24 protein-coding genes and 1 riboswitch are annotated in these 26,791 nt (G+C 73.7%); of the genes, 12 read left to right on the forward strand and 12 right to left on the reverse strand.

All coding sequences use genetic code 11. The features are described 5' to 3' along the window. The first annotated feature begins 23 nt into the window (after positions 1-23). The 3 genes from ACFPCY_RS10645 to thiI all read left to right on the forward strand — a co-directional run bounded on the left by ACFPCY_RS10645 (position 24) and on the right by thiI (position 3,545). A complete protein-coding gene (locus ACFPCY_RS10645; protein WP_378255104.1) occupies positions 24-671 on the forward strand; it encodes a response regulator in 648 nt (215 codons plus the stop codon). 111 nt (positions 672-782) lie between these two features. Next, positions 783-1,808, forward strand: a complete 1,026-nt coding sequence (locus ACFPCY_RS10650; protein WP_378253860.1) for a 6-phosphofructokinase — start codon at positions 783-785, stop codon at positions 1,806-1,808. A gap of 510 nt (positions 1,809-2,318) precedes the next feature. Then, positions 2,319-3,545 carry a tRNA uracil 4-sulfurtransferase ThiI gene (gene thiI / locus ACFPCY_RS10655; RefSeq protein ID WP_378253862.1) on the forward strand — a complete coding sequence of 409 codons (1,227 nt, stop codon included), beginning with the start codon at positions 2,319-2,321 and terminating at the stop codon, positions 3,543-3,545. Between the two features lie 52 nt (positions 3,546-3,597). Here the strand turns inward: thiI and ACFPCY_RS10660 are convergent, their stop codons facing one another. From ACFPCY_RS10660 to aroF, 3 genes are all read right to left on the reverse strand, one after another. Next, positions 3,598-4,500, reverse strand: coding sequence for a DUF5954 family protein (locus ACFPCY_RS10660; protein WP_378253864.1), 903 nt, complete (start codon positions 4,498-4,500; stop codon positions 3,598-3,600). 112 nt (positions 4,501-4,612) lie between these two features. Further along, positions 4,613-5,599 (reverse strand): EamA family transporter, encoded by a 987-nt coding sequence (locus ACFPCY_RS10665; protein ID WP_378253866.1) that lies wholly within the window; start codon positions 5,597-5,599, stop codon positions 4,613-4,615. A 609-nt stretch (positions 5,600-6,208) separates the two neighbouring features. Then, positions 6,209-7,249, reverse strand: coding sequence for a 3-deoxy-7-phosphoheptulonate synthase (gene aroF / locus ACFPCY_RS10670; protein WP_378253868.1), 1,041 nt, complete (start codon positions 7,247-7,249; stop codon positions 6,209-6,211). A 274-nt stretch (positions 7,250-7,523) separates the two neighbouring features. On the opposite strand from aroF, the gene ACFPCY_RS10675 reads away from it, so the two are divergent. The 5 genes from ACFPCY_RS10675 to ACFPCY_RS10695 all read left to right on the forward strand — a co-directional run bounded on the left by ACFPCY_RS10675 (position 7,524) and on the right by ACFPCY_RS10695 (position 13,014). Continuing rightward, a complete protein-coding gene (locus ACFPCY_RS10675; protein WP_378253870.1) occupies positions 7,524-8,228 on the forward strand; it encodes a sulfite oxidase-like oxidoreductase in 705 nt (234 codons plus the stop codon). Positions 8,229-8,400: 172 nt separating this feature from the next. Further along, a complete protein-coding gene (locus ACFPCY_RS10680; protein ID WP_378253871.1) occupies positions 8,401-9,756 on the forward strand; it encodes a histidine kinase in 1,356 nt (451 codons plus the stop codon). Positions 9,757-9,852: 96 nt separating this feature from the next. After that, positions 9,853-10,902 carry a LytR/AlgR family response regulator transcription factor gene (locus tag ACFPCY_RS10685; RefSeq protein ID WP_378253873.1) on the forward strand — a complete coding sequence of 350 codons (1,050 nt, stop codon included), beginning with the start codon at positions 9,853-9,855 and terminating at the stop codon, positions 10,900-10,902. Continuing rightward, complete coding sequence (locus ACFPCY_RS10690; RefSeq protein WP_378253875.1) at positions 10,895-11,314, forward strand: hypothetical protein; 420 nt, start codon at positions 10,895-10,897, stop codon at positions 11,312-11,314. Before ACFPCY_RS10685 ends, ACFPCY_RS10690 begins: the two co-directional genes overlap by 8 nt. Further along, positions 11,311-13,014, forward strand: a complete 1,704-nt coding sequence (locus tag ACFPCY_RS10695; protein WP_378253877.1) for a sodium:solute symporter family transporter — start codon at positions 11,311-11,313, stop codon at positions 13,012-13,014. The genes ACFPCY_RS10690 and ACFPCY_RS10695 overlap by 4 nt, the downstream gene beginning before the upstream one ends. 332 nt (positions 13,015-13,346) lie before the next feature. Here ACFPCY_RS10695 and ACFPCY_RS10700 read toward each other — a convergent pair whose 3' ends face one another. The 6 genes from ACFPCY_RS10700 to thiO form a co-directional block, all read right to left on the reverse strand. Beyond that, positions 13,347-14,204, reverse strand: coding sequence for a deoxyribonuclease IV (locus ACFPCY_RS10700; RefSeq protein WP_378253879.1), 858 nt, complete (start codon positions 14,202-14,204; stop codon positions 13,347-13,349). Positions 14,205-14,227: 23 nt separating this feature from the next. Further along, a complete protein-coding gene (pknB, locus tag ACFPCY_RS10705) occupies positions 14,228-16,198 on the reverse strand; it encodes a Stk1 family PASTA domain-containing Ser/Thr kinase (RefSeq protein ID WP_378253881.1) in 1,971 nt (656 codons plus the stop codon). A 158-nt stretch (positions 16,199-16,356) separates the two neighbouring features. Continuing rightward, a complete protein-coding gene (locus ACFPCY_RS10710; RefSeq protein WP_378253883.1) occupies positions 16,357-17,289 on the reverse strand; it encodes a DMT family transporter in 933 nt (310 codons plus the stop codon). A gap of 150 nt (positions 17,290-17,439) precedes the next feature. Beyond that, positions 17,440-18,237, reverse strand: coding sequence for a thiazole synthase (locus ACFPCY_RS10715; protein WP_378255106.1), 798 nt, complete (start codon positions 18,235-18,237; stop codon positions 17,440-17,442). A 122-nt stretch (positions 18,238-18,359) separates the two neighbouring features. Further along, on the reverse strand, positions 18,360-18,560 hold the full coding sequence (thiS, locus tag ACFPCY_RS10720) for a sulfur carrier protein ThiS (RefSeq protein ID WP_378253885.1): 201 nt from the start codon (positions 18,558-18,560) through the stop codon (positions 18,360-18,362). Beyond that, a complete protein-coding gene (gene thiO, locus ACFPCY_RS10725) occupies positions 18,557-19,678 on the reverse strand; it encodes a glycine oxidase ThiO (RefSeq protein ID WP_378253887.1) in 1,122 nt (373 codons plus the stop codon). The genes thiS and thiO overlap by 4 nt, the downstream gene beginning before the upstream one ends. After that, a riboswitch (TPP riboswitch) is annotated at positions 19,668-19,784 on the reverse strand. It overlaps the preceding gene by 11 nt. Before the next feature lie 42 nt (positions 19,785-19,826). On the opposite strand from thiO, the gene ACFPCY_RS10730 reads away from it, so the two are divergent. The 4 genes from ACFPCY_RS10730 to ACFPCY_RS10745 all read left to right on the forward strand — a co-directional run bounded on the left by ACFPCY_RS10730 (position 19,827) and on the right by ACFPCY_RS10745 (position 22,562). Next, a complete protein-coding gene (locus ACFPCY_RS10730; RefSeq protein ID WP_378253889.1) occupies positions 19,827-21,029 on the forward strand; it encodes an NAD(P)/FAD-dependent oxidoreductase in 1,203 nt (400 codons plus the stop codon). An 81-nt stretch (positions 21,030-21,110) separates the two neighbouring features. Further along, positions 21,111-21,494: an Rv2175c family DNA-binding protein gene (locus ACFPCY_RS10735; RefSeq protein ID WP_378253892.1), complete on the forward strand. Its 384-nt coding sequence runs from the start codon at positions 21,111-21,113 to the stop codon at positions 21,492-21,494. A 112-nt stretch (positions 21,495-21,606) separates the two neighbouring features. Continuing rightward, on the forward strand, positions 21,607-22,281 hold the full coding sequence (gene thiE, locus ACFPCY_RS10740; RefSeq protein WP_378253894.1) for a thiamine phosphate synthase: 675 nt from the start codon (positions 21,607-21,609) through the stop codon (positions 22,279-22,281). Between the two features lie 113 nt (positions 22,282-22,394). Beyond that, positions 22,395-22,562: a hypothetical protein gene (locus ACFPCY_RS10745; protein ID WP_378253896.1), complete on the forward strand. Its 168-nt coding sequence runs from the start codon at positions 22,395-22,397 to the stop codon at positions 22,560-22,562. Positions 22,563-22,625: 63 nt separating this feature from the next. Here the strand turns inward: ACFPCY_RS10745 and ACFPCY_RS10750 are convergent, their stop codons facing one another. The 3 genes from ACFPCY_RS10750 to ACFPCY_RS10760 form a co-directional block, all read right to left on the reverse strand. Continuing rightward, on the reverse strand, positions 22,626-23,588 hold the full coding sequence (locus ACFPCY_RS10750) for a serine/threonine-protein kinase (protein WP_378253898.1): 963 nt from the start codon (positions 23,586-23,588) through the stop codon (positions 22,626-22,628). An 88-nt stretch (positions 23,589-23,676) separates the two neighbouring features. Beyond that, positions 23,677-25,851 carry a glycoside hydrolase family 3 C-terminal domain-containing protein gene (locus ACFPCY_RS10755; RefSeq protein WP_378253900.1) on the reverse strand — a complete coding sequence of 725 codons (2,175 nt, stop codon included), beginning with the start codon at positions 25,849-25,851 and terminating at the stop codon, positions 23,677-23,679. 53 nt (positions 25,852-25,904) lie between these two features. After that, a complete protein-coding gene (locus ACFPCY_RS10760; protein WP_378253902.1) occupies positions 25,905-26,603 on the reverse strand; it encodes a carboxymuconolactone decarboxylase family protein in 699 nt (232 codons plus the stop codon). Between the last annotated feature and the right edge of the window lie 188 nt (positions 26,604-26,791).

Genomic DNA, 26,791 nt, shown 5'->3' on the forward strand with positions numbered 1-26,791 from the left:
AGAGCACCCGATCCCTGCGCGTGATGGTGGTGGACGACCATCCGATGTGGCGCGACGCCGTGGCCCGCGACCTGGCGGAGGCCGGTCACGAGGTGGTCGCCACGGCCGGGGACGGCCGGACCGCGCTGCGCGTGGCGGCCGCCGCCCGTCCGGAGGTCGCCGTCGTGGACCTCCAGTTGCCCGACATCAGCGGCGTCGAGGTGACGCGCGGGCTGGTCGCGGCCGACCCGCCCGTCCGGGTGCTGGTGCTGTCGGCGAGCGGCGAGCAGCAGGACGTGCTGGAGGCGGTGAAGGCGGGCGCGACCGGCTACCTGCTGAAATCCGCGGCCCGCGAGGAGTTCCTCGCCGCCGTCCGGACGGCCGGGAACGGGGACGCGGTGTTCACGCCGGGCCTCGCGGGGCTCGTCCTCGGCGAGTACCGGCGGCTCGCGGCGGCCCCGGCGCGGCCGGACGGCGGCGACGACGGCACGCCCCGGCTCACCGAGCGCGAGACCGAGGTGCTGCGCCTGGTCGCCAAGGGCCTCACCTACAAGCAGATCGCCGAGCGGCTCGTCCTTTCGCACCGGACGGTGCAGAACCACGTGCAGAACACCCTCGGGAAGCTCCAGCTGCACAACCGCGTCGAACTCGTCCGGTATGCGATCGAGAAGGGCCTGGATCGCGAGTCCTGAGCCGTCCGGACACGTTATGGTCTAGACCAATCGAATGCCGGGCGGCGGCTCCGCCGCGCACTAGGCTGACGGTGTCGAGACCAGCGGATAGTCCTGTCGGAAGGTGAGGGAATGCGCGTCGGAGTGCTGACCGGGGGCGGGGACTGCCCCGGCCTGAACGCCGTCATCCGCGCCGTGGTGCGCAAGGGCGTCAAGGAGTTCGGCTACGAGTTCGTCGGCTTCCGGGCCGGCTGGCGCGGGCCGCTCGAAGGCGACACCATGGCCCTCGACGTCGAGGCGGTGCGCGGCATCCTGCCGCGCGGCGGGACGATCCTCGGCTCCTCGCGGACCAACCCGGTCAAGGTCGAGGGCGGCATCGAGCGGATCAAGGACAACCTGGCCGGGCTCGGCGTGGACGCGCTGATCGCCATCGGCGGCGAGGACACCCTCGGCGTCGCGAGCCAGCTCTACACCCACGGGGTCAACGTCGTCGGCGTCCCGAAGACGATCGACAACGACCTGAACGCCACCGACTACACCTTCGGCTTCGACACCGCGGTGAACATCGCGATGGAGGCGATCGACCGGCTGCACACCACCGCCGAGAGCCACCACCGCGCGCTGATCTGCGAGGTCATGGGCCGGCACGCGGGCTGGATCGCGCTGCACGCGGGGATGGCCGCGGGCGCGAACGTGATCCTCATCCCGGAGAAGCCGTTCGACATCGACGAGGTCGTCTCCTGGGTCGAGTCCCGCTTCAAGACCCGGTACGCGCCGATCATCGTGGTCTCCGAGGGCGCGCACCCCAAGGACGGCCAGATGGAGCTCCAGACCGGTGAGAAGGACGCCTTCGGGCACGTCCGGCTCGGCGGCATCGGCCCGGCCCTCGCCGCCGAGATCGAGAAGCGCACCGGCAAGGAGGCCCGCGCCACCGTCCTCGGCCACATCCAGCGCGGCGGCACCCCGACCGCGTTCGACCGGGTCCTCGCCACCCGCTTCGGCCTCCAGGCGATCGACGCCGTCCGGGACGGCGACTACGGCAAGATGGTCTCGCTGCGCGGCACCGACATCGTCCGGGTCGGCCTGGACGAGGCGACCGCCGAGCTGAAGACCGTCCCGCTGGAGCGCTACGCCGAGGCCGAGGTCTTCTTCGGCTGACCCGCCCTCCCGACGCCCGACGAGTGATCGCCGACGCCCCGGAGCCCACACGGCCCGGGGCGTCGCCGCGTCCGCGGCACCATCGCCGGGTCTGCGGGGGCGTCGGCGGGTCTGCGGGGGTGTCGGCGGGTCTGCGGGGGTGTCGGCGGGTCTGCGGGGGTGTCGGCGGGTCCGCGGGAGCGTCGCCGGGTCCGCGGCAGCGTCGCCGGGTCCGCGGCAGCGTCGCCGGGCCCGCGGGAGCCTCGCCGGGCCCGCGGGAGCGTCGCCGCGTCCGCGGGGAGGCGTCGGGTCCGCGGGGGCGCCGGGGTTGCGGGGTGTCGCCGGGTCCGCGGGTGAGGGGACGCGGCCGAGGGGGAGGGGCACGTCCGCGAGGGAGAGAACGCGGGCGACGGGGAGGGAGCGCGGTCGAGGCGAAGGTCGGGAAGAGAATCTCTGGTCGCGGCGTTGGCGTTCCTGGGCCACACTAGAAGTTCGGCCCTTTCCCCGAATGTCGTCCCAGGAGGAAGCCGCATGTCCACGCTCGAGGCGCCGACCGTCGCCGTCCGGGAGAACGCGCCGGTCGACGGTGAACCGTGCGCGCTGCTGAAGCTGGGCGAGGTCGTCCTCAAGGGCAAGAACCGGGAGCTGTTCGAGAAGCGGCTCGCCGACAACGTCCGCACGGCCGTCCGCCCGATCGCGAAGGTGGACGTGATCCGCCGCCACGGCGTGTTCATCGTCCGCACCAAGGACGCCTCGGTCGAGCTCGTCGACCGGATCGTCCAGCGGATCTCCGACGTCATGGGCATCGTCTGGGTGCACCGCGCCTGGCGGGTCGGCAAGGACGTGGCGAGCGTCGAGCGCGCCGCGCTGGAGCTGATGGCCGACCGCGAGGGCAGCTTCGCCGTGCGGTCCAAGCGCCGCGACAAGCGCTTCCCGCTGACCTCCACCGAGCTGGACCGCCAGGTCGGCGGCAAGATCAACGACGTCTACGGCAACCCGGTCCGGCTGAAGAACCCCGACATCACCGTCTCGATCGAGATCGATCGCGACGAGGCGTTCGTGTTCTCCGGCGGCGTCCCCGGCGCGGGCGGCCTGCCGGTCGGGATGAGCGGCCGGGCCCTGGTGCTGATGTCCGGCGGCATCGACTCGCCGGTCGCCGCCTACCGGATGATGCGCCGCGGCCTGCGGGTCGACTACCTGCACTTCTCCGGCATGCCGTTCACCGGCCCCGAGTCGATCTACAAGGCGTACGCGCTGGTCCGCGAGCTGGACAAGTTCCAGGGCGGGTCCCGGCTGTTCGTCGTGCCGTTCGGCAAGGCCCAGCAGCAGATCAAGTCGTCCGGCGCGGACCGGCTCGCGGTGATCGCGCAGCGCCGCCTCATGCTGCGGACGGGCGAGCTGCTCGCGCACAGGATGCGCGGCGCGGCCCTGATCACCGGAGACGCGCTGGGCCAGGTCTCCAGCCAGACCCTCGCCAACATCACCGCCCTGGACGACGCGGTCGAGCTGCCGATCCTGCGTCCCCTGGTCGGCATGGACAAGTCCGAGATCATGGACCAGGCGCGGAAGATCCGCACCCTGACGATCTCCGAGCTGCCGGACGAGGACTGCTGCACGATGCTCGCCCCGCGCCGCGCCGAGACCCGCGCCAAGATCGACGACCTCCGCCAGATCGAGAAGCGGCTGGACGTGAACGAGCTCGCCGAGCAGCTGGTCGAGAGCGTCCAGGAGCACCGCCCGGTCTACGGCGACGCCTGACGACCGCGACCCCGACCCCGACCCCGACCCCGGCTGGCCGTTCTTCGCGAGCTTAGAAGCCGTCGAGATCGGTCGGACGGGGCGGTTCGGGGCCGTCCGGGCCCATGAGGGTGATGCGCTCGATCCGGACGATCCGGAACCGCCGTCCGGCGACCTCGATGCCGTTGCGGCGCGTGCCGTCGGCCATCAGGTCGGCCGCCGCCGTGTAGGCCGCGCGCTCGTCCTCGCCCGGGTCCTCGACGGCGGGCACGACGTGCCGGAAGTAGACGGCGAGGGAGTCGCGGGCGGCGCGCGGGCTGTCGTGCAGCCGCCCGGTCGGACGCCACGAACCGCCCGCCCGCTCGGCGACCGCGAACGCCGGGTTCATCGGCAGCGGCGTGAGGAACGCCTCCGACGCGGGCTCGGCCCCGGCGTGGGCCGCCGCGTCCAGGAGCTGGCACAGCAGCTCGGACGCGGCCATGTCGGGCGGGAGGCGGTCGTCGTCGAGCAGCTCGTACGGGCGCGGGGCGACCCGCCGGACGGTCGGCCGCGGGTCGAGGTCGCTCGGCCGCGGCGGCTCGGGCCCGTCCGGTCCGGACCGCACGAGCTGCTCGATCCGGACGATCCGGAACGTCCGCCCGGCGGCCCGGACCTCGTCGCGCGCGCCGATCCGCAGCTCGCGGGCGGCGGCCAGCAGGTCCCGGCCGTCCGGGCCGCCGGTGAGCGCGGCGCGGTCGCCGAGGTGGTCGGCGAGCAGCTCGCGCGCGCCCTCCGGCACCGGGTCGCAGGGCGTCACCACCTGCCAGCCGCGCTCGACCCGCTCGGCGGCGGTGAACAGCGCTCCCACCACCCGGAGCTCGGGATAGGCGTTGATGGCGCGGCAGGCGTCCGCCAGCATCACCGCGGCCACCGGATCGACGCGGTCGAGGTCCTCGGGGAACAACCGACCCCCGGCGTCCCCATCGCCCGTAGTCATGCCGGTCATCATCCTCGCGCGCACGGGCCGTGGCGAGTGGTTCAGACCATTTCCTTATGCGAAATCCCCCGAAGAGTGGCGTCTCGGATACCACGCCCCAAGTCGGACCAGGTCAGCCGTGCTCGGTTCGCCGGGCCGAAGATCGCCCCGAAGATCGCCCCGAAGATCGGCCCGAAGACCGGAACGGAACGACCAGGACGACCAGGCTGGCGGCCAGGAAGGCCAGCCCCGACAGCGCCACCGGCCCGAGGTGCTCGCCCAGGACGGCGACGCCCAGCACGGACGCGACGGCGGGCTCGGCGAGCGTGAGGGTCGTCGCCGTCGTGGCGGGCGTCGTGCGCAGCCCGCGCGCGAACAGCAGGTACGCGCCGCCGGTCGCGACCACGCCCAGGTACAGCGCGACCGCCGGGCCGGTGCCGGTGACCAGCCAGCCGGGCGAGTCCAGCAGCAGGACGGGCAGGGACGCCAGCCCGGCCAGCCCGAACAGCGCGGCGACCACGCACCGGTCCCGCTCGCCCCGCATGATCAGGACGGACGAGAGCGTCGCGTAGCTCGCGTACGCCAGGCCCGAGAGCAGGGCCAGGACGATGCCGAGCGGCTCGACGCCCGCGCCGCGCCCGCCGATCACCAGCGCGGCGCAGCCCGCGACGGCCCCGGCGGTCGCCAGCAGCCAGCGGGCGTCCGGCCGGGACCGCCCGGTGGCCAGCCCGATCAGCCCGGTGAACGCGGGCGAGCTGCCGATGGTGACGACGGTCGCGACGGCGACTCCGGTCCGTCCGGCGGCGACGAAGAAGGCCGTCTGGTAGACGATCATCGCGAGCGCTCCGCCGCCGAGCATCGGCAGGGCGCGCGGCGCGCGCAGCAGCCGCCGCAGGTCACCGCGCGCGGTGACGAGGACGACCCCGGCGAGCATCAGCCCGCCGAGCACCATCCGCAGCGCGGCGACCGACACGCTGGACGTGCCGTCCGGGGCGAACGTGCGGACGGTTCCGGTGGTGCCCCAGAACGAGGCGGCGAGCAGCACGTCGGCGGCGCCGCCCCTGCGGGGCCGGGTTCCGGACGTGGTGGCAGAGCGCGTCAGAGCAGGACGCAGGGACATGGAGAGAACGCTCCCGGTCTCGAAAACGGAGGGTGGCATCCGAGTTCGGGACGCGGGAGGACACGGGCCTGGCGCCGATCAGCGCCGAGCCCGGTCGTCAGGTCTCAGAAGGAGGTCGCCGCGCCCCGGTCAGGAGCGGGGCGGTCCACAGTCAGGGGTCCAGTACTCCACGTCCGCAGCATAACCCGCCCACCGACATGCCCCACACACGCCCATCTCCCACCGACATGCCCACCCGAGCGCGTTCCCCGCCGACATACCCCACGCATGCGCACCTGCCGCCGACGTGCCCTGCGCCCGCGCGCCTGCCGACGAGGTGCCCCACACGAGCGCGTCCCCTGCTGAGGTGCCCCGCGCTCGCGCGTCTGCGGCCGCGTGCTCTGCGCCCGCGCGCCTGCCGCCGACGTGCCCTGCGCCCGCGCGTTTGCGGCCGCGTGTTCTGCGCCCGCGCGCCTGCCGCCGACGTGCCTTGCCCCGCGCGTCTGCGGCCGACGTGCCTTGCGCCCGCGTGCCTGCGGCCGACGTGCTCTGCGCCAGCGCGTCTGCGGCCGCGTGTCTGCCGCTGACGGACTGTGCGCTCGCGCGCTGCCTGTCGGCGTGATCGGGGGGTTAGGCGGGGACGGCGTCGGGTTCGGTGGTGAGGGTGCGCCCGACGAGCGGCGGCAGGTCGCGGACGACCCTGGCGAGCTCGCGCAGGTCGCCGTCCACGAGGGCCTGCGGCCCGTCGCACAGGGCGGTTTCCGGGTGCGGGTGGACGTCGATGATCACGCCGTCCGCGCCGACCGCGATCGCCGCGCGGGTGAGGGGCAGGACCAGGTCGCGGCTGCCGCCCGAGTGGGACGGGTCGACGATGACCGGGAGGTGGCCGAGCCGCTGCGCGACCGGGACGGCGGAGATGTCCAGGGTGTTGCGGGTGGCCTTCTCGAAGGTGCGGATGCCGCGCTCGCACAGCACGATGTCGAGGTTGCCGCGCTGGGCGACGTACTCGGCGGCCATCAGCCACTCCTCGATCGTCCCGTTCATGCCGCGCTTGAGCATGACGGGCTTCCCGGCCTCCCCGGCGGCCTGCAGCAGCGCGAAGTTCTGGGCGTTGCGGGTGCCGATCTGGAGCATGTCGGCGTAGGAGGCGACGAGCTCGACGTCCGCGGCGTCCACGACCTCGGTGACCACGGGCATGCCGGTCTCGGCGCGGACGTCGGCGAGGATGCGCAGCCCCGCTTCGCCGAGCCCCTGGAACGCGTACGGGGAGGTGCGGGGCTTGAACGCGCCGCCGCGCATCAGGGTCGCGCCGGCCGCCTGCGCCATCTGCGCCGCGGCGAGCGTCTGCTCCGGGGTCTCGACGGCGCACGGCCCGGCGATCAGGGTCATGGTGCCCGGCCCGATCGGGACGCCGCCGACGCGCACGACCGATCGTTCGCGGTGGTTCTCGCGGCTGACGAGCTTGTACGGCGCCGAGATCCGGATGACGTCGCTCACGCCGCGCAGCGAGCGCAGGTTCAGCGTGCCGAACTGCTGGACGTCGCCGACCAGCCCGATGATGGTGCGCTCCACGCCCCGGCTGACGAACGCATCGCCGCCCGCCGTCTCGACCAGTGAGACGACGGCTTTGATATCCGTCTCGTTGGCTTCCGGAGCCATGACGATGACCATGCTGCTGCTGCCTCTCGTACGGGTGCGGGAGCCCGGCCGGATCCCGCGGAGAACTTTCCGGCGAAACGAAAAAGCCCCGGGCCTGTCTAGGCCCGGGGCTTCTCCGCTTGAGGTCTGTCAGCGCAACGTCTGGCAGACCAGCCGCCCGGGCTGGTCGAACCAAAAGAGATAGACGACGTTGCGCACGTGCTCACAGTAGCCCATCGGCGCGGGTGCAGGAGGCGAGGGACCCGAATATGGCTCAGCTCACGCCGGATGGCAGGATGGCCGCGTCATGTCGCCACCCGAGACACCGTCCGACGAGACCCCCGAGCCGAGCCCCGGCGCGACCGCGGCGGCGGACTCCGGGCCCGGCCCCGAGAGCCAGGGCGAGGAGCAGGCCGGGCGGAAGACGCTGCCCCCCGGGCAGTACGTCCCGCGCGGCTGGCCCGTCCTGCACTACGGGCCGGTGCCGAAGTTCCGTCCCAAGGAGTGGGATTTCCGCGTCTTCGGCGCGACCGCCACCGGCGGTCAGTACCGCTGGACGTGGGACGAGTTCGACGAGTTCCCGCGCCGTTCCGTCGTCGCCGACTTCCACTGCGTCACGAAGTTCACCATCCCCGACAACCACTGGGAGGGCGTCCCCGGCTCGGCGATCGTCGAGCTGGCCCCGCCCGAGCCGGACGTCACGCACGTGATGGTGTGGGCCGAGTACGGCTACAGCGCCAACATCCGCATGGGCGACTTCCTGGCCGACGGCACGATGTTCGCCACGCACCGCGACGGCGAGCGCCTGCCGCCCGACCACGGGTTCCCGATCCGCCTGGTCGTCCCGCACCTGTACGCGTGGAAGAGCGTCAAGTGGGTCCGCGCCATCGAGTACATGGTCAAGGACCGGCGCGGCTTCTGGGAGGAGCGCGGCTACCACAACGTCGCCGACCCGTGGCGCGAGCAGCGCTACTCCTACCAGGAGGACGAATCGGACGCTCCGCCCCTCTAACGCCACCTGCCATCTGCCGGCTGCGGTCGGCCGGCCGCTAACTGCGGTCTGCCGCCCGCTAACTGCGGTCTGCCAACTGCGGCCTGCTGCCGGTCCAGTCCCGGACCGGCGCGACGGCGAGGTGCGCGGAAGTGGTGACGTTCGCGGCGCGGGGACGTTACGTTAGGTCGTCATGGACGCACCGTCCGTGCTCGACGTCATGGGAACCGGATCGATGGCCGCCGTGGCGGCCGGATCGGTCGCCCTGTCACGGCTGCGCCGGACCCGGCGGCGCGGCTTCGCCAACCCGGCCGACGAGGCGACCTTCGCCACCCTGCACACGATCTCCCGCGCCTCGCCCGCGCTGCGCGCCGGGCTGACCAGCGAGTCGGCCCGCAAGGCCGCGCGGCACCTGCGCGCGCTCCTCGGCGCGGACGCCATCGCGCTCGTCGCGGCCCCGCCGGGGACGATCGCGCCGTCCGCGGCGTCCGGACGGGTCGCGACGTTCCTCGGCGTCGGCGCGGAGGACGATGCCGACGACGACGACCCGCTCTCCGCGGCCGTCCTGCTGGCGTGGGACGGCGTCGGCGCGGACGAGCACGCGTGCGACGCGACCCGGCACGCCCGTCCGGTGCTCGCCACCGGACGCCCCCGGGTCGTCGGCACGGACCCGCTCGCCTGCGACGACCCGTCCTGTCCGATCCGTGTCGCGGTCGTCGCGCCGCTCGCGATCGAAAGGCACGTGGTCGGGGCGCTCGTCGCGTACGGCCCGCAGCCGTCCGCCACGCGCGTGCGCGCGGTGGGCGAGGTCGCGCGATGGGTCGCGGGCCAGCTCGAGCTCGCCGAACTGGACTCCTCACGCGCGCGCTTGGCGGAGGCCGAGATGCGGGCGCTGCGGGCACAGATCTCCCCGCACTTCGTCTACAACTCGCTGACGACGATCGCCTCGTTCGTCCGGACGGACCCCGTGCGCGCGCGCGAGCTCCTGCTCGACTTCGCCGACTTCGCGCGCTACTCGTTCCGCAACCCGCGCGACTTCACCACCCTCGCGGACGAGCTGCGCTCCATCGACCGCTACCTGCTGCTGGAACGCGCCAGGTTCGGCGACCGGCTCCAGTTCAGCGTGGAGGTCGCGCCGGAGGTGCTCTCGGTGGCGGTGCCGTTCCTGTCGCTCCAGCCGCTCGTGGAGAACGCGATCAGGCACGGGATGCAGGGGCAGGCCCGCGACGAGTTCCGGATCCGCATCGTCGCCCGCGACAACGGCGCGGAGGCCGCGATCAGCGTCGAGGACGACGGCGTCGGCATGGACCCCGAGCGGCTCAGCCGCATCCTCGCGCCCGGCACCGGCACGCGGGACCGCTCCGGCCGCGCGGCGGGCGGCCCGCACGGCCGGGGCGGCGGCGCCGGCATCGGCCTCGCGAACGTGGACGAGCGAATGCGGCAGGTCTACGGCGACGAATACGGACTGACCGTCGAGACCGCGCTCGGCGCGGGCACGAAGGTGAACCTCCGCGTCCCGAAGTACCGTCCCGCCGCCTTTCCCGGCTGATCCGCGTGCCGTCCGCCGCGGAGCGCCGTGGAACCGCCGAACGTTACCTGGCGAAACCGATTGCGGACGGACGGTGAGGAGAGGCAAGGTCGTCTCATGCTGCGCGTGCTGGCCGTCGACGACGAGGTGCCCGCTTTGGAAGAGCTGTCCTACCTGCTGCGGGAGGATCCGCGGGTCGAGTGGGTGGGCGGCGCGGGCGACGCCGCGTGCGCCCTGCGCGACCTGTCCCGCATGCTGGTGGCGGGGGAGCGGCTGGACGCCGTGTTCCTCGACATCCGGATGCCCGGCCTGGACGGCCTCGACTTCACCCGCCTGCTCGCCGGGTTCGCCGCCCCGCCCGAGGTCGTGTTCGTCACCGCCCACGACGACTGCGCCGTCGCCGCCTACGAGCTCGGCGCGCTCGACTACCTGCTGAAACCCGTGCGGCGGGAGCGGCTCGCCGAGGCCGTCCGGCGGGTGGACGAGGCCGTCGCGCGCGCCCGCGCGAACGGCGACCCGGCCGCCGGCCCGGCCGACGCGGCGGACGAGGACGAGATGATCCCGGTCGAGCTCGGCGGCCGCACCCGGCTGGTGTCCCGCCGCTCGGTCACCCACGTCGAGGCGCAGGGCGACTACGTCCGGCTGCACACCGCCGACGGCAGCTACCTCGTCCGGATGCCGCTCGCCTCCCTCGCCCGCCGCTGGGAGGACTCGGGCTTCATCCGCATCCACCGCAGCACGCTCGTCGCGTCCCAGCACATCACCGAGCTGCGCTTCGACGGCGGCCGCGCGGCGGTCCAGATAGGCGACGAGCTGCTGCCGGTGAGCCGCAGGCACACCCGGGCCGTCCGCGACCTCCTCGTCCGCCGCTTCCGCCAAGCCGACCCCCCCGACTCACCCGCCCCCCGCCCCGACACGGCCCGCCCCGACATCACCCGTCCCGACACCGTCCGCGCTGAGGGCGGGCGTTCGGATGACGTGCGGTCTGATGCCGCGCGGGCCGATGCGGCGCGCCGCGATGTTGTGCGGCCTGACGCCGTCCGCGCTGACGGGGCGCGTCCGGATACTGCGCGTTCTGATGCTGCGCGTTCTGATGCTGCGCGTTCTGATGCTGCGCGTTCTGATGCTGCGCGTTCGGAGGGTGGGCGTGGGGGCGGGGATGAGTGAGCCGCGGCGGGTCGTCGTCGCCAGCCCTCGTACGCGGGCCGCGCGGTCGGGTGCGCCGCGGCCGGTCGAGGCGCCGTACGCGGGGCCGTACGGCGATCTCGACCACGACTGGAACATCACGGCGGACCTGGACGAGCAGACCGAACTCGGCGCGGTCTTCGTCCGGACGCTGGTCCGCGCGCAACTGCGCACCGCGCTCGGCACGGGCGGCCTCGTCCTGGCCGTGGTCGCCGCGCTGCCGCTGCTGGAGCTGCTGCCCGGCCTGACCCGCGGCCGGCTGCTCGGCCTGCCGCTGCCCTGGCTGGTCCTGGCCGCGGGGATCCAGCCGCTCTGGGTCCTCGCCGCGCACCGCCAGTCCCGGCTGGCCGAGTCCGCCGAGCGGGACTTCGTCCGCCTGGTGCGCCGCCCGTGACCGGCGCGGCGGTGGCCGCGGCGCTGTCGGTGCTCACCGTCGTGGCGGCGACCCTCGGCCTCGGGTCGCTCGGACGCCGGGGCGGGACGACGCCCGGCGACCTCCTGGTCGCCTCGCGCGGCGTGACGCCGCTCTGGAACGCGGCGGCCATCAGCAGCGAGTACATCTCGGCCGCGGCGTTCCTCGGGACCGCCGGGCTCGTGCTGGCCTACGGCACCGACACGCTGTGGCTCCCGGTCGCCGCGACCGGCGGGTTCGTGCTGCTCGTCGCGTTCGTCACCGCGCCGCTGCGGCGCTCCGGCGCGTACACGATCTCCGACTTCGCCGAATGGCGGCTCGGGTCGGTGGCCGTGCGCCGGACGGTGTCCGCGTGCGTCTGCTTCATCGGATGGTTCTACCTGCTGCCGCAGTTCCAGGGCGCGGGCGTCACGCTGCGGGTGCTGACCGGCGCGCCCGTCTGGGCGGGGTGGGCCGTCGTCGTCGCGGTCGCGCTCGCGCTGACGCTGTCGGGCGGGATGCGCAGCATCACCGCGGTGCAGGCCGTCCAGTTCTGGGTGAAGCTGCTCGCCGTGGCCGTGCCCGCGGTCGCGCTGCTGGTCCTGTGGCGGCTGGACGGCGCGGGCACCCCCGCCGGGCCGCCGGTCTTCGGCCGCGCGACGACGATCCGGGTGCAGACCGAGTCGGCCGTCCGGGTCTCGGCGGACACCGCGGTGACCGTCCGGGGCGAGCTGGACGGCGACCGGCACGACGGCGACCGGGTGGTGCTGTCGGCCGGGCAGCACACCGTGGGGGAGGGCGCGGAGCTGGTCTTCCCGCGGGGCGCGGCCGTCCCGCACGCGGCCCGGCTGCCGACGCGGTCGGGACGGCTGTGGTCCATGCCGTCCGAGCGCGGACGCGACCACGCGCTGTTCACGACCTACTCGGCGCTGCTGGCCGTGCTGCTCGGCACGATGGGCCTGCCGCACATCCTGATGCGCTTCTACACCAACACCAGCGGACGCGCCGCGCGCCGGACGGCCGCGATGGTGCCCGCCCTGCTGTCGCTGTTCTACCTGTTCCCGGCCCTGTACGGGACGCTGGGACGCCTCTACACGCCCGAGCTCCTGATGACCGGCGACACCGACGCGACCATCCTCACCCTGCCGCGCAAGCTCGCGCCGGGACTGTCCGGCTCGCTGCTGGTCGGGCTGGTCGCGGCGGGCGCGTTCGCCGCGTTCATCTCGACCACCTGCGGCGTCGTGGTCGCGATCGCGGGGACGATCTCGCAGTTCCTGCGCGGCGGGACGGGCAGCTTCCGCGCGGGCGCGGTGTTCGCCCTGGCCGTCCCGCTGTGCGTGGCGGGCTGCGTCGGGACGCGGAACGCCGCCGGCCTGGTCACGCTCGCCCTCACCGTCTCAGCCTGCTCGCTGTGCCCGCTGCTGCTGCTCGGGCTGTGGTGGCGCGGCCTCACCCCGCTCGGCGCGGGCGTCGGGCTGGTCTTCGGCGGCGGGCTCGCCGTCGCCGCGGGCGGCGCGGGCCTGTTCCTCGGGCCCCGGCACGGCTGGACGGCCGCGCTGCTCGCCCAGCCCGCCCTCGTCCTCGCCCCGGCGACGGTGGCCGTGATGGTCGGGGTGTCGCTGGCCTTCCCGCGGCACGTCCCACCGCGCGCCGGACGCGCGGTGGCGAGAATGCACCTCCCGGAAGAGTTCGTCGTCCACTGACGCCGTCCGGGGAGCGATCAGGACGACCGTTCGTCGTACAAGATCGACCGTTCGTCGTATGACTACGCTACGTATAACTCTGACTACGCACCGTTTACCGAATCCCGGCCTTCCCTAGCCCCGCCGCGTGACCTCTCACCTCTAGTGTTCTCAGTGTCACCGGGAAGCGACACCGTTCCCGGAGGACGCAAAGGCAACCACGGAGATCCGGCACTCGCCAGTCGAACGCCGGATCGCGCCAGAGGATCCCGTACCGGGGGGGTGGGATCCACTGGCCTACCGCTCGGGCGCCGCTGGACAGTCGGGGGGTTGTTCAGCGGCGCCCGAGCTCTTTACTTCCCGCCGTCGCGCAGGCGCTTCAGGGTGGCCACGTCCTCGGCGTGCGGGGCGGCGTCCCGGCCCGGCGTCTCGATCACGAAGGGGACGCCCGCCACCGCCGGATGGCGGAAGAGCTCGGCGAAGGCGGCCTCCCCGATGTGTCCCTTGCCGATGTTCTCGTGGCGGTCCTTCTTGGCGCCGCAGACGTCCTTGGAGTCGTTGGCGTGGACGAGCTTGAGCCGGTTCTCGCCGACGGTGGCGACCAGGGCGTCCAGGGTCTGCTTGACGCCGCCGGGAGCGGCCAGGTCGTGGCCGGCGGCGAACGCGTGGCAGGTGTCGAGGCAGACGCCCAGCTTCGGATGGCGGTCGAGGGCGTCGAAGTAGGGGCCGAGATCCTGGACGACGGCGCAGAGCATGGCGCCCTGGCCGGCCATCGGTTCGAGGAGCAGGTCCGGACCGTCCTCGGGGATCTCGTCCAGCAGCGGCAGGACGTGCTCGCGGATCTGCGCCATCGCCGCGTCGTAGGTCTGGCTGACGGCCGAACCGGTGTGCACGACCACGCCCCGCGCGCCGACGGCCCGGCCGCGCCGCAGCGAGTGCCGGACGGTCGCGAGGGACTTCTCCAGCGTCTCGCCGCTCGGCGAGCCGAAGTTCACCAGGTAGGGCGAGTGCACGTAGACGGGGATGTCCTCGCGCTCGCGCAGGAGGGCGTCCTCCTTGGGGTTGCCCTCGGGCAGGGCCCAGCCGCGCGGGTTGGAGGTGAACACCTGGATCACCTCGGCGCCCATCTTCTCCGCGTACTTCAGCCCCCCGGTGGCGAGGCCCCCGGCCACCGGCACGTGCCCCCCGACGGGGCTCTTCTGAACGGTCATAGACCGTCCAGCCTAGCCGGGGTTCAGGGGCCCTTGACGACGGTGACGGTGCTGCCGCGACCGGCCTGGCCGCCGCCCGCGGGCCACTGCGCGCGGACGGTGTCGCCGCCGAAGCCCTGCACCTTCACCTTGAAACCGGCGTCCTCCAGGGCGCTGGTCGCGTCGTCCACCGAGCGGCCGGTCACGTCCGGGACGGGAAGCTGGTCGGCCTGGTCGCCGCCGCCGTTGCCGTCGCAGCCGAAGTGCCAGCTGCCGAGGTTGACCCAGCAGTCCTGCTTGTTGACGACCAGCGTGACCTTGTCGCCGCGGGACAGCCCGGTGCCCTGCGCGGGCTGCTGCTCCAGGACGGTGTCGGCGGGCTTGCCCTTGTCCTTGCGCTTGCGGGTCTCGACCTTCAGGCCCATGGAGCGCAGCGTGTTGACGGCTTCGTCGGCGCTGCGGCCGACCACGTCGGGCATGGTCATCCCGGTGCTGACGACGATGTCGACCGGACCGGCGTCGGGGGAGACCTTCGCGCCCGCCGCCGGGTCGGTGCGCAGCACCTTGTCCTTCGCGACGGTCTGCGAGGTGGCCTGCCGGACGTCGCCGACGGTGAAACCCGCGTCCTTGAGCTTGCTCCGCGCGTCGTCGAGCGAGGCGCCCGCCACGTCCGGGACGTTGCGGGGCGTCTTGCCGAGGGACGGCGTGAGCGTGATCGTCTGCCCCTTGGACACCCGCGCGCCCGCCGCCGGGTTCGACGCGGCCACGGTGCCCTTCGGCGCGCGGTCGCTGTAGGCGGCCTCGCCGACGCGGATGTTCAGGCCCTTGCCGCGCAGGTCGCGCTTGGCGTCGACGAGCTTCATCCCGACGATGCGGTCGGGGACGTGGTCGTACTGCCCGGACGTCTGCCACCAGACGGCCCAGCCGAGGACGACGGCCGCGACCGCGGCGACCGCGATCAGCGCGTACCGGCCGGTCATCACGCCGATCGCGCGGTCGACGCCGGTGCGGCGCGGCGGGACCTCGTCCGGCAGGGCGCCCGCTTCGTAGACGGCGGTCCGGCCGCCGCGCGCGTCGCCCGGTTCGCCGCCGGCGCCCGGATCCCCCGGGTTCTCCAGGACGGACGTGGGCCGCAGCCGGGCGTCCGCGATCCGCTGGTCGATGTCCGGGCGCAGGCCGCCCGCGACCTCCGCGACGGCGGCCAGGAAGGCGTTGGCGTCCTGGAACCGCTCGTCGGGCGCGTGCGAGGTGGCCCGCGTCACCAGGGCGTCCACCTGCGGCGGCAGCCCCTGGACGACCTGCGACGGCGGCGGGACGACCTCGTTGACGTGCTTGTAGGCGACCGCGAGCGGCGAGTCGGCCTGGTGCGGCAGCCCGCCGGTGAGCAGTTCGTAGAGCAGGATCCCGGCCGCGTACACGTCGGACCGGACGTCGGCGTGCCCGGACACCACCTGCTCGGGCGCGAGGTAGCCGACCGTGCCGATGATCAGCCCGGTCTTGGTCATCTTGCTCGCCGTCTCGGCCCGGGCGAGCCCGAAGTCGGCCACCTTGACCTGGCCGTCCTCGGTGATCAGGACGTTCTCGGGCTTGACGTCGCGGTGCACCATCCCGGCGCGGTGCGCCGCGCCGAGCGCGGCCAGCACCGGCTGGAGCAGGGCGAGCGCCTCGCGCGGGCCGATCCGGCCGCGCTCGGTCAGCAGGTCGCGCAGCGTCCGGCCGGGCACGTACTCCATCACGAGGAACGCGTGCTCGCCGTCGGTGCGCTGGTCGTACATCGCGACCACGTTCGGGTGCGAGAGCGCCGCCGCGGCCTTCGCCTCCCCGATGAACCGCGCGACGAACTCCTCGTCGGAGGCGAGGCCCGCGTGCATGACCTTGATCGCGACGACCCGGTCCAGCCGGACGTCGCGGGCCACGTACACCGTGGCCATGCCGCCGCGGGCGATCCGGGACTCGATGCGGTAGCGCCCGTCGAGCACCTGCCCGACGAGGGGATCTGCAACCGTGGTGTCCACGCGCCGAGTCTAAAGGCGCTTCCGGACCGATCTCATCAGCCGGGAGGATGAGCATCGATCGGACCGGAGGCTGATCCTTTTCGGAACCCCTGCCCCGAAAGGGCGTCTGACCAGCGAAAACATGCCGGTCGAGTCGTGCGTGGCAGGGGTTGCGGCGATCAGGACCGGGGTGCGGAGGCCACCGGCTCCGGGGCCGCAGGGGCGGGTGCGGCGGCCTTCCGGGGACGGCTGCGCGCGACCGCGACACCCGCCAGGCACAGGACGCCGCCGGCCAGCGCCCCGGCCACGGGAACCTCGCCCAGCAAGCCCCAGGACATCAGCACGACGAGGGCGGGGGAGGCGTAGGTGGTCGCGCCGAGGCGTCCGGCCGAGGTGCGCGCGAGCGCGTACGCCCAGGTGGTGAAGGCGAGCGCGGTCGGGACGACGCCGAGGTAGACCATGTTCAGCGTCGCGGACGCCGAGGCGTGCGGCAGCCGGGAGACGAGCTGGCCCGCGAAGGGCAGGCAGAAGACCGTCCCGACCACGCAGCCGAACGTGGTGACCTGGAGCGCCGATCCGTGCCTCAGCGCGGGCTTCTGCGCGATCACGCCGCCGGCGTAGGCGATCGCGGCGAGCACGCACAGCACCGCGCCCAGCACCGACGCCCCGCCGCCGGTGGACGTGGCGAGCCCCACGACGACGGCCCCGCCGAACGCGACCGCGAGCCCGGCGAACAGCCGCGGCGGGAAGCCCTCCCGCAGCAGCCAGCCGCCGAGCAGCGCGATCAGGATCGGGCCGATGTTGACCAGCATGGCGGCCGTGCCCGCGTCCACCTTCCGCTCGCCCCAGTTCAGGACGACCATGTAGAAGCCGAACCACAGCGCGCCGGAGACCAGGATCCCCGGCCAGGCGGCGCGCGGCGGCAGCCCCTCGCGCCGGACGGCGAGGATCGCCAGCAGCACCACCGACCCGCAGGCCAGGCGCCCGAGGGCGAGCGCCCCCGGCGTGTACTCCGTGCCCGCGCTGCGGATCGCCACGAACGCCGACGCCCACGCGAGCACCGTCACCGAGGCCGCGAGGATCGCGCGCCTGTCCACCTGCCGCTTCGTCATGAGCCCCAACCTAGATCCGGGACACTTCCACGGCGGTCGAACCTTTTCGGACGCCTGAGCAGGGCGTTCGCCCGGAGTGTCGATCCAGTGTGGGGCCGGATCTCCGTTGAGGTCCAGTGAGTAAAACTGCAACCCACCGGTTAGAAGTGCTTAAGCGTTTCCTTTCGCCATGCCCTCGAACGGCGACGACGCCTGAGCATAGCGGCGCTTCGGGATGCGGCCGGCAAGCCGGGCGAGCCGTCCGGCCTCCACCGCATGCCGCATCGCCGCCGCCATCCGCGCCGGGAACTGGGCGCGCGTCACGGCCGTCGCCAGCAGGACGGCGTCACAGCCCAGCTCCATCGCGAGCGCGGCGTCCGAGGCGGTGCCGAGCCCCGCGTCCAGGATCACCGGGACGTTCGCCGCCTCCACGATCAGCTCGATGTTGTGCGGGTTGCGGATGCCGAGCCCCGACCCGATCGGCGAGCCCAGCGGCATCACCGCCGCGCAGCCCGCCTGCTCCAGGCGGCGCGCCAGCACCGGGTCGTCGTTGGTGTAGGGCAGCACGACGAAACCGTCGTCCACGAGCTGCTCGGCGGCGTCCACCAGCTCGATCGGGTCCGGCAGCAGGGTGTGCTCGTCGGCGATGACCTCCAGCTTCACCCAGTTCGTCCCGAGGGCCTCGCGGGCCAGCTTCGCGGTCAGCACCGCCTCGCCCGCCGTGAAGCACCCCGCCGTGTTCGGCAGCACCCGGATGCCGTGCTCGCGCAGCACGTCCAGCACCGACCCGCGCGCCGCCGGGTCCACCCGGCGCATCGCGACCGTGGTCAGCTCCGTCCCGGACGCGGCGAGCGCCTCGCCCAGCACGCTCATGGACGGCGCCCCGCCCGTCCCCATGATCAAGCGCGAGCCGAACTCCTCACCCGCGATGACCAGCGCGTCCCGATCATCGCGGCCCGGCGCGTCCAGGCCGTCTGCGCCTTGGCTTTGCGCGGGCTGCCCGCTGGCCGGGGCCGCCGCGTTCCGGGCGTCCGCCGCGGTCTCCGGGGGCTGGGGGGCGTCCTTGCCGCGGTCCGCCGACTCCGTCACCGTCATCCTCCCTGCACGGCGGTCAGCACCTCGAGCCGGTCCGCCTCGTTCAGCCTGGTCGCGGCCCACGCGGAGCGCGCCACCACCTCGTCGTTCAGCGCCGCGGCCACCCCGCTCGGGGCGGCGGTCACCGCGGCGACCGCGTCGGCGACGCTCGCGTCCTCGGGGACGTCGCGCGGCTCGCCGTTCAGCGTGATCTTCATGAGCCCTCCTGGAAACGGTCGGGGGAGAAGGGCCGGGCGACCTCGGGGAGCGCGCCGTCCAGCAGCGCCGCGCTCAGGGCGTCGGCGCTGACCGGGGTGAGCAGGATCCCGTTGCGGTAGTGCCCGACGCCGAGCACCAGGCCCGGCAGCGCGGACGGCCCGAGCACCGGCGCGTTGTCCGGGGATCCGGGCCGCAGCCCGGCGGTGACCTCGGCGAAGTCGAGCTCGGTGACGCCCGGCACCAGCTCGCGGGCGTCCCGGAGCAGCTCCCACAGGCCCCCGGCGGTCACCCGCGTGTCGAAGCCCAGCTCCTCCTGCGTCGCGCCGACGACGATCTCGCCGTCCGCGCGCGGGACGAGGTAGATCGACGAGCCGCGGACGACGCCCCGGACCGTCCGGCGCAGGAACGGCACCGGCGTGCGCAGCCGCAGCACCTGCCCCTTCACCGGCCGGACGGTCGGCACGACGCCCGGCGGGACGCCGCCGATCTCGTTCGACCACGGCCCGGCAGCGAGCAGGACGCGGTCGGCGGGCAGCTCGGTGCCGTCGTCCAGCCGCACGCCCACGGCCGCGTCGCCGCGCACGAGCACCTCGACGGCCCGGCGCCGGACGAGCCGCGCGCCGAGCTTCTCCGCCGCCGCGAGCAGCGCGGGGGTGAGCCGCCTCGGGTCGATCGAGCCGTCCTCCGGCGCGTACAGCCCGCCCCGGACGGCCGGCGCGAGCATCGGCTCCAGCCTGCGGCACTCGCGCCGGTCGAGCGCCTCGGTCGGCACCCCCAGCGACTCCTGGAACCGCTTCACCTCCGCGAGGACGCGCAGGTCGTCGGCGTCGAACGCGACCTCCAGAAGGCCGTCCGTCCGGTGCCCGGTGTCGAGGCCGGTCAGCTCCTCCAGCTCGGCGACGAACGCCGGGTACAGGTTGCGGGACGCGACGCCCAGCCGCAGCAGCGGCTCCTCGCCGTAGTCGAGCTCGCTCACCGGCGTCAGCATCCCGGCCGCCACGCCGGACGCGCCGCTCGCGGGCGCCGGGTCGACCAGGGTGACGTCCGCGCCGCGCGCCGCGCAGCGCCAGGCGGTGGCGAGGCCGACGACCCCGGCACCGAGGATCACGACGTTCACGGGCGGCTCCCTTCGCCGGCATGACCCGGATCAGGTTCAGGCGGTCGGCGGCCCGTCCGTAGCCGCCCTCTCAGCCCGGTCCGGCCGGGCTCCCGCGCACTTGTCCCCCTTAGCTTACGGCGATTCGGACACCGGCTAGCCTGCGGGCATGGACCGGGTGATCGTGGTGGGCGGCGGGCTGGCGGGCGTGCGCGCGGTGGAATCGCTCCGCGGGCACGGATACGAGGGCGGGCTGACGGTGATCAGCGCGGAGGAGCATCCGCCGTACGACCGTCCACCGCTCTCGAAGGCCGTCCTCAAGGGCGAGACGGACTTCCCCGCCCTCGACACGGACCTCGCCGCCCTGAACGCCGACGTCCTCCAGGGCACCCGCTCCACCGGCCTCCGCCTCCACCCGGAAAGTGGGGGGACGCTCGTCACGACGGCCGGCGAGCTGCGCTTCGACGGGCTGGTGATCGCGACCGGGGCGACGCCGGTCCGGCTGCCCGGGGACGGCCCGCAGCACGTCATCCGCACCCTGGACGACGCGCTGGAGGTCCGGGCCCGGCTCGTCCCGGACGCCCGCGTCGTGATCATCGGAGCGGGCTGGATCGGCGCGGAGGTCGCCACCACGGCGGCCAAGGCGGGCTGCGCCGTGACCGTCGTCGAGGCCGCCGACGCTCCGCTCGCCCACGCCCTCGGCCCCGAGCTCGGCGCGCTCACCGCGCCCTGGTACGCCGAAGCGGGCGTCGATCTGCGGACGGGCCTCAAGGTCGCCTCGGTCGAGCCGGACGGCCTCGCGCTGGCCGGCGGCGAGCGCCTCCCCGCCGACCTCGTCATCACCGGTGTCGGCGTCCGTCCCGAGGTCGCCTGGCTGGACGGCTCGGGCCTGGACGTCGAGCTCGGCGTGCTCACCGACGCGTCGTTCCGCGCGTCCGCGGACGGCGCCGTCCGGAACGACGTCGTCGCGGTCGGGGACTGCGCCGCCTGGTGGTCGAACCGGTACGGGCGCAGGCTGCTCGTCGAGCACTGGGACACCGCGCTCAACGCCCCCGAGACCGCCGCCCGGAGCCTCCTCGGTCAGGACGCGGAGTACGACGTCGCGCCGTACTTCTGGTCCGAGCAGTTCGACCGGTTCGTCCAGTACGCGGGGCACCACGCCGGGGCGGAACGGATGGTCCGACGCGGCGCCCCCGAGGACGGCGCCTGGGCTGTGGCATGGCTCACAGGCGACCGGCTCGACGCGATCCTCACCGTCGACCGCCCGCGCGACCTCGTCCAGGCCAAGCGGATCATCGCCGCGGGAACGCCCGTGGACGCCGCGCTCCTGGCCGATCCGGCCGTCCCGGTGCGCGGCTCGGTGAAGTCCTGACGAAATCGGGAAGATCAACGGAAGAAGTCGCGGCGGCCACGCGCGGGTTTGAGCGCGCCGGGGGCGTGGTAGCAAGGGGGCGTGACGCAGACGCACGCAACCGTAGAGAGCGATCTCGACCCCCGCACGGACGCCCTGGTGGGCGAGTGGATCGATCTCGTCGAGGCCGCCGAGCGCCTCGACCTCAAGTTCAACCGGATCAAGCAGCTCCTCGCCGAGCGCAAGCTGCTGGCCGTCCGCCGCGGCGGCCACCCCATGGTGCCCGCGGCGTTCATCGCCGACGGCCAGGTCATCAAGGGCCTGCCCGGCACCCTGACGCTCCTGTCGGACGCCGGTTTCGACGAGGTCGAGACCCTGCGCTGGCTGTTCACCGCCGACGACACCCTGCCCGGCACGCCGGTCCAGGCCCTCGCGGAGAACCGCGGCACCGAGGTCCGGCGCCGCGCCCAGGCCCTGGCCTTCTGACCCGGCCGCAGGCCGTCGAAATCGCCTGTTGAGCACGTGACATGATGCGGGTCACGCGCGCGGACGCCCGCGCGCGTGACCCGCGTCCCGTTCCGGAAGGACCCCGCACACCTTGTCCAGGCACCTGCCCTCCGACCGCGCCGTCCACCTGCGTGCCCGGCTCGGCCGCGCCCGCCTCTACCTCTGCACGGACGCGAGGGAGAAGCAGGGCGACCTCCCCGAGTTCCTCGACGCGGTGCTCGCGAACGGGGTGGACATCGTCCAGCTCCGGCAGAAGGGGCTGGAGGCCCGGCAGGAGATCGCGTTCCTCGAGGTGTTCCGGGACGCCTGCGTCCGGCACGGCGCCCTGCTCGCCGTCAACGACCGCGCCGACATCGCGCACGCCGTCCAGGCCGACGTCCTGCATCTCGGCCAGGACGACCTGCCCGTCGAGGCGGCCCGCGCGATCGTCGGCCAGGACGTCCTGATCGGCCGCTCCACCCACTCCACCGACCAGGCCGACGCCGCCGCCGCCGAACCGGGCGTCGACTACTTCTGCTGCGGCCCCGTCTGGCCCACCCCGACCAAGCCCGGCCGCCACGCCCCCGGCCTCCCGCTCCTGGAACACACCGCCGCCCAGCGCCCCACGCGCCCGTGGTTCGCGATCGGCGGCATCGACACCGGCAACCTCGAGCAGGTCCTGGGCGCCGGCGCCGACCGCGTCGTCGTGGTCCGGGCCCTGACCGAGGCCCCCGACCCGGCCGCGGCCGCCGCCGACCTGACCGCCCGCCTCCGCAGCACCGCCTGACCGCCCGCCTCCGCGGCACCGCCTGACCGATCGACCAGGGAAAGCCAACCCGCCGAAACCCTCCGGACGCCCGGCGGTCACCAGTGATCCTCCGCATGGCCGACAATGGACTCATGAGCGTTTCACCCGACGACGACCGCGTGGTCGACCTGGAGGACGACGACCTGCCCGTCCTGCCCGACCAGACCGGAGACGACACCGACACCGGCTGGGGCGAGTGGCGCGGCGGCGGCGGAGACGACGATTCCTACCTCCTGGAGGAACGCCCGCCGCACTGGTAACCACCAACGCCGACCACGGCCCGCCCGCCCCCAGCGTTTTCGGTCGAAGGGGGACGGGTCGGGTTAGAGCAGGATGCCCAGGAGGAAGCCTGTCAGGACCACGGCGGTCAGGGCCAGCATCATCCGCCAGCGGTAGCGGGGGATCTGCTTCGGGCGGGGGCGCGGGGCGGGGGGTTCGCCGTCGCGGAGGGCGCGGACGATCTGGCGGGCGGTGGGGCGCGCGGCCGGGTTCTTGTTCAGGCAGTGCGTGACCAGGTCGCGCAGCTCGCCGGACAGGTCACCGAGGTCGGGCGGGCGGGTCACGATGCGGCGCATCACCGCCGCGCTCGGCCCGCCGCCGAACGGCGGACGGCCCGTCGCGGCGAACACGACCGTCGCGGCCCAGGCGAACACGTCGGCGGGCGGGCCGACCGGTTCGTCCTCGATCTGCTCGGGGGCCATGTAGGCGGGCGTGCCGACCGCGCCGCTCGTGGTGACCGGCGTCGCGTCGGCGGTCCGCGCGACGCCGAAGTCGATCACTTTCGGCCCGTCCGGGCCGAGCAGGACGTTGCCGGGCTTGAAGTCGCGGTGCACCACGCCCGCGCGGTGGATCGCGGCGAGTCCGGCGGCCGAGCGGAGCGCGACCCGGCGCAGCTGCCCGGCGGTGAGCGGGCCGTCCTCCTCGACGGACTCCTGGAGGGACGGCCCGTCCACGAACTCGCTGACGATGTAGGGGCGGTCGCCGGTGACGTCCGCGTCCAGCACGCGCGCGACGTGCCGGTTGGTGATCTCGCGGGCGGCGTTCGCCTCCTTGACGAACCGGGCGCGGGCGCGGGGCGTCGCGGCGGCGCCGCCGCGCAGCAGTTTCAGCGCGACCGGCGCGCCGCCCTCGGGGACGGCGAGGTAGACCACGCCCTGGCCGCCCTCGCCGAGGCGGCGCAGCAGCCGGTAGCCGTCCAGGCGGCGCGGGTCGTCCGGGCCCAGGGGCAGGCCGGGACGGCTGGACGAGGGGTCCAGCGTGCTCCCGGGGGAGGAGGTTGGGGGCAAAGCGGGCTCCGGCTCGGCGGGGAGGCGAGTGGAAGTTTCCCTCTTTAATACCGTGTGCCGGCCCGGCGCGGGGCCGGAAGGTTGATCTTTATGGCCGGCAGCTCCCTCCGCCCCGGGCGAATGCCCCGGTCAGAGCCGCGTCGCGGGACGAATCGCCCACCTGGACCCGGTAGCAGCCCGGCGCGACTTTCCACCGGTTCGCCGCCGTGTCCCAGTAGGCCAGCGACCGGTCGGTGATCGGGAAGGTCACGGTCGAACTCGTCCCCGGCGCGAGCGTCAGCTTCTGGAAGCCCTTGAGCTGGCGTGGCGGCTGCGGCGTCGTCGCGTTCGGCGCGGGCAGTCCGAGGTAGAGCTGCGGCACCGCGACGCCCGTCCGCGGGCCGGTGTTGGTGACCGTCACGCGCACCGACGTGGGCGACACCTTGAGGCCGCTGTACCGGAACGTCGTGTAGGACAGGCCGTGGCCGAACGGGAAGCGGGGCGCGATGCCCTTGGCGTCGTAGTGCCGGTATCCGACGAGGAGACCCTCGGAGAACGTGACCGTCTTGTTCACGCCCGGGTACTGCGCCGGGTTCCCGGCCACGGGCGCGTCGCTTTCGGCGGCGGGGAAGGTGAAGGGCAGCCGACCGCCCGGATCGACGTCCCCGTACAGGACGCGCGCGAGGGCGTCACCGCCGCGCGAACCGGGATACCAGGCCTCCACGACGGCCTTGACCTTGCCGGCCCAGGGCGTGAGCACCGGCCCGCCGGTCTCCAGCACCACGATCGTGTTCGGATTAGCGTCAGCGACGGTCGAAATCAGGCCGTCCTGATCGCCTTTGAGCGGATCGCCGCAGTTGAGCGTCAAGCACGATCGATCGAAGAACTCACCTTCGCTGTCGGTGGCGAACACGATCGCGACGTCCGCGTCACGGGCGGCTCGGGCTGCGTCGCCGTGGTTCCGGCCGTCGGTGTAGGTGACCGAGGCGCCCGCGCCCGCGCGCTTGGCGATGCCCTGGCGCGGCGTCACCGACGTGAACGGCTGGACCTGCGCCGATCCGAATCCGCTCGGGTTCGCGCCGGCCGCGCCGCCGATCAACGCGATCTTCTTCGGCGCTTTCAGCGGCAGCACGCCGCCGTTCTCGAGCAGGGTGATCCCGCTCTCCTCGATCCGCTGCGCGGTCGCCTCGCTGCCCGCTCGACTGATCCTCGTCAGATCGTTCGGGTACGCCGGACGATCGAACAGCCCAAAAGCGAACATCGTCCGCACGATCGCTCTCACATGAGCATCGATCGTCGCCCAGGTGACCTTCTTCTGGGCCAGCGCCCCCTTCAGCGCCAGACCGTTGTACTTGAAGCCGTAAGGAAGTTCGAGGTCGAGCCCGCCGTCGGCCGCCCCGGCCGTGTCCTGCGCGGCGGTGTGGTCCGACGTGACGAACCCCTTGAAGCCCCACTCCTCGCGCAGGATCTTCTTGAGCGTCGCGCCGTCCTGGCACGCCCACCGGCCGTTCAGCTGCCCGAACCCGCACATCACGGTCGCGGCGTTCCCGGTCTTCACGGCCGCCTCGAACGGCGGCAGGTAGATCTCGCGGAGCGTGCGCGGATCGACCTTCATCTTCAACGCCATCCGGTCGGTCTCCTGCGTGTAGACCGCCAGGTGCTTGACCGAGGTCAGCACGCCCTGCGTCTGCGCGCCCCGGACCCAGGACGCGCCGGTCGCCGCCGACAGGAACGGGTCCTCGCCGAAGCCCTCGAACGACCGGCCGTCGCGCGGGCTCCGCAGCACGTCCACGGTCGGCCCGAAGACCAGGTCGTTGCCCCGGTGCCGCGCCTCCCACGCCACGGTCGAGCCGTAGTCGCGGGCCGTGTTCGGATCGAACGAGGCCGCGGCCGCGATCGGCGCCGGCAGCGCGGTCGCCTTGCCCTGCCGGACGCCCGCCGGTCCGTCCGCCATGTAGACGGGCGGGATGCCCAGCCGCGCGATGCCCGCGCTCGTGTCGGCGTGCGCGTTCTCGGAGAGGCCGCCGAGCGGACCGCCCAACGGGTCGTCCGAGGCGAGGAGCGAGATCTTCTCGTCCCCGGTCATCTTCGGCAACAGCAGCGCGACCCGCTGGTCCGGTGTGAGGGACTTCTTGCACCAGGGCCGCTTCAGCGGATCACCGCAGCGCGTGACGGCCTTCTTCGCGCCCGGCCCAGGTTGCGCCTCCGCCGACGGGATCGACCACAGCGACACGACCAGCGCCGATGCGAGCGCCCCCGCGCCCCACATCCGCGCCGGCCTCACGCCGGCGGACGCGACCGAAGGCCGCCTTCCCCGCCCGGACGTGGCCGACGCCGTCACCGCTCATCCTCCGCCTGACCACCGCCCCGATCACCCGGCGCCCGACCGCGCTCGTCCTGGGCGTGGTCGCCTTCGTCTCCGACGCGACCGGGCTCGTTCGGGGCGTGGTCGTTCTCGTTCTGGACGCGCAGGGTGTTCAGCGCGAACGCGACCATGTGGTACTGGCCGACGAGCATGATCAGCTCGATCAGGCCGCGCTCGTCCAACCGCTCCGAGAGGGCCGCCCAGGTCGCGTCCGAGAGCGTGGAGTCGGCGTTCAGCTCGTCCACCGCGTCGATCACGGCGCGGTCGGCGGCGGACCACGGGTGGTCGCCGGGCGCCTCGCGCAGCGCCGCGATCTCCTCGTCCTTCAGCCCGGCGAGCTGAGCGATCGGGACATGGTGCACCCACTCGTACTCGCACGAGCGCTGGTGCGCCACGCGCAGGATCGCGATCTCCCGGACGCGCCCGTCCAGCGTGCCCTCGAACAGCAGCTTGGAGCCCAACCCGATCCAGGCCGCGAACAGCGCCGGATGCCGGGCGAGCGTGGTGAGGACGTTGAGCGGCCCGAGGTTGGCGACCACGGCGCGCAGCGTGTCGTCCCACTCCTCGGGCGGCAGCGGGGGGATGCGGGGCGTGCGGGAGGGCGGCGGCGGGGGGATGCGGGGCGTGCGGGAGGGCGGCGGCGTGTCGGGGGACGATGCGTCGGCGGACATGTCCTACTTTCTGCCACCGATCAGTGGGACAGTGCTAGCCCACTCTGCCCCATTGGCCACATCGTGTCACGGTATTGACAATCAGTCTCAAAAGGTGCGTCCACGCCGTGCTGGGAAGGTGGGCTGCGCGGGCGGGGAACGCGCGGCGTGGGCGGGGGCGTGGGCGGAGAGAGGACGGGGCGCCTGGA

The sequence above is a fragment of the Actinomadura gamaensis genome, assembly GCF_042652125.1.
Classification (GTDB): domain Bacteria; phylum Actinomycetota; class Actinomycetes; order Streptosporangiales; family Streptosporangiaceae; genus Spirillospora; species Spirillospora gamaensis.

What these genes read in the sequence shown, in the direction of transcription:
- ACFPCY_RS10645 (WP_378255104.1), top strand. Translation starts at nt 24, where the DNA reads ATGGTGGTGGACGACCATCCGATGTGGCGCGACGCCGTGGCCCGCGAC.
- ACFPCY_RS10650 (WP_378253860.1), top strand. Translation starts at nt 783, where the DNA reads ATGCGCGTCGGAGTGCTGACCGGGGGCGGGGACTGCCCCGGCCTGAAC.
- thiI (WP_378253862.1), top strand. Translation starts at nt 2,319, where the DNA reads ATGTCCACGCTCGAGGCGCCGACCGTCGCCGTCCGGGAGAACGCGCCG.
- ACFPCY_RS10660 (WP_378253864.1), bottom strand. Translation starts at nt 4,500, where the DNA reads ATGACTACGGGCGATGGGGACGCCGGGGGTCGGTTGTTCCCCGAGGAC.
- ACFPCY_RS10665 (WP_378253866.1), bottom strand. Translation starts at nt 5,599, where the DNA reads ATGTCCCTGCGTCCTGCTCTGACGCGCTCTGCCACCACGTCCGGAACC.
- aroF (WP_378253868.1), bottom strand. Translation starts at nt 7,249, where the DNA reads ATGGTCATCGTCATGGCTCCGGAAGCCAACGAGACGGATATCAAAGCC.
- ACFPCY_RS10675 (WP_378253870.1), top strand. Translation starts at nt 7,524, where the DNA reads ATGTCGCCACCCGAGACACCGTCCGACGAGACCCCCGAGCCGAGCCCC.
- ACFPCY_RS10680 (WP_378253871.1), top strand. Translation starts at nt 8,401, where the DNA reads ATGGACGCACCGTCCGTGCTCGACGTCATGGGAACCGGATCGATGGCC.
- ACFPCY_RS10685 (WP_378253873.1), top strand. Translation starts at nt 9,853, where the DNA reads ATGCTGCGCGTGCTGGCCGTCGACGACGAGGTGCCCGCTTTGGAAGAG.
- ACFPCY_RS10690 (WP_378253875.1), top strand. Translation starts at nt 10,895, where the DNA reads ATGAGTGAGCCGCGGCGGGTCGTCGTCGCCAGCCCTCGTACGCGGGCC.
- ACFPCY_RS10700 (WP_378253879.1), bottom strand. Translation starts at nt 14,204, where the DNA reads ATGACCGTTCAGAAGAGCCCCGTCGGGGGGCACGTGCCGGTGGCCGGG.
- ACFPCY_RS10710 (WP_378253883.1), bottom strand. Translation starts at nt 17,289, where the DNA reads ATGACGAAGCGGCAGGTGGACAGGCGCGCGATCCTCGCGGCCTCGGTG.
- thiS (WP_378253885.1), bottom strand. Translation starts at nt 18,560, where the DNA reads ATGAAGATCACGCTGAACGGCGAGCCGCGCGACGTCCCCGAGGACGCG.
- ACFPCY_RS10730 (WP_378253889.1), top strand. Translation starts at nt 19,827, where the DNA reads ATGGACCGGGTGATCGTGGTGGGCGGCGGGCTGGCGGGCGTGCGCGCG.
- ACFPCY_RS10745 (WP_378253896.1), top strand. Translation starts at nt 22,395, where the DNA reads ATGAGCGTTTCACCCGACGACGACCGCGTGGTCGACCTGGAGGACGAC.
- ACFPCY_RS10760 (WP_378253902.1), bottom strand. Translation starts at nt 26,603, where the DNA reads ATGTCCGCCGACGCATCGTCCCCCGACACGCCGCCGCCCTCCCGCACG.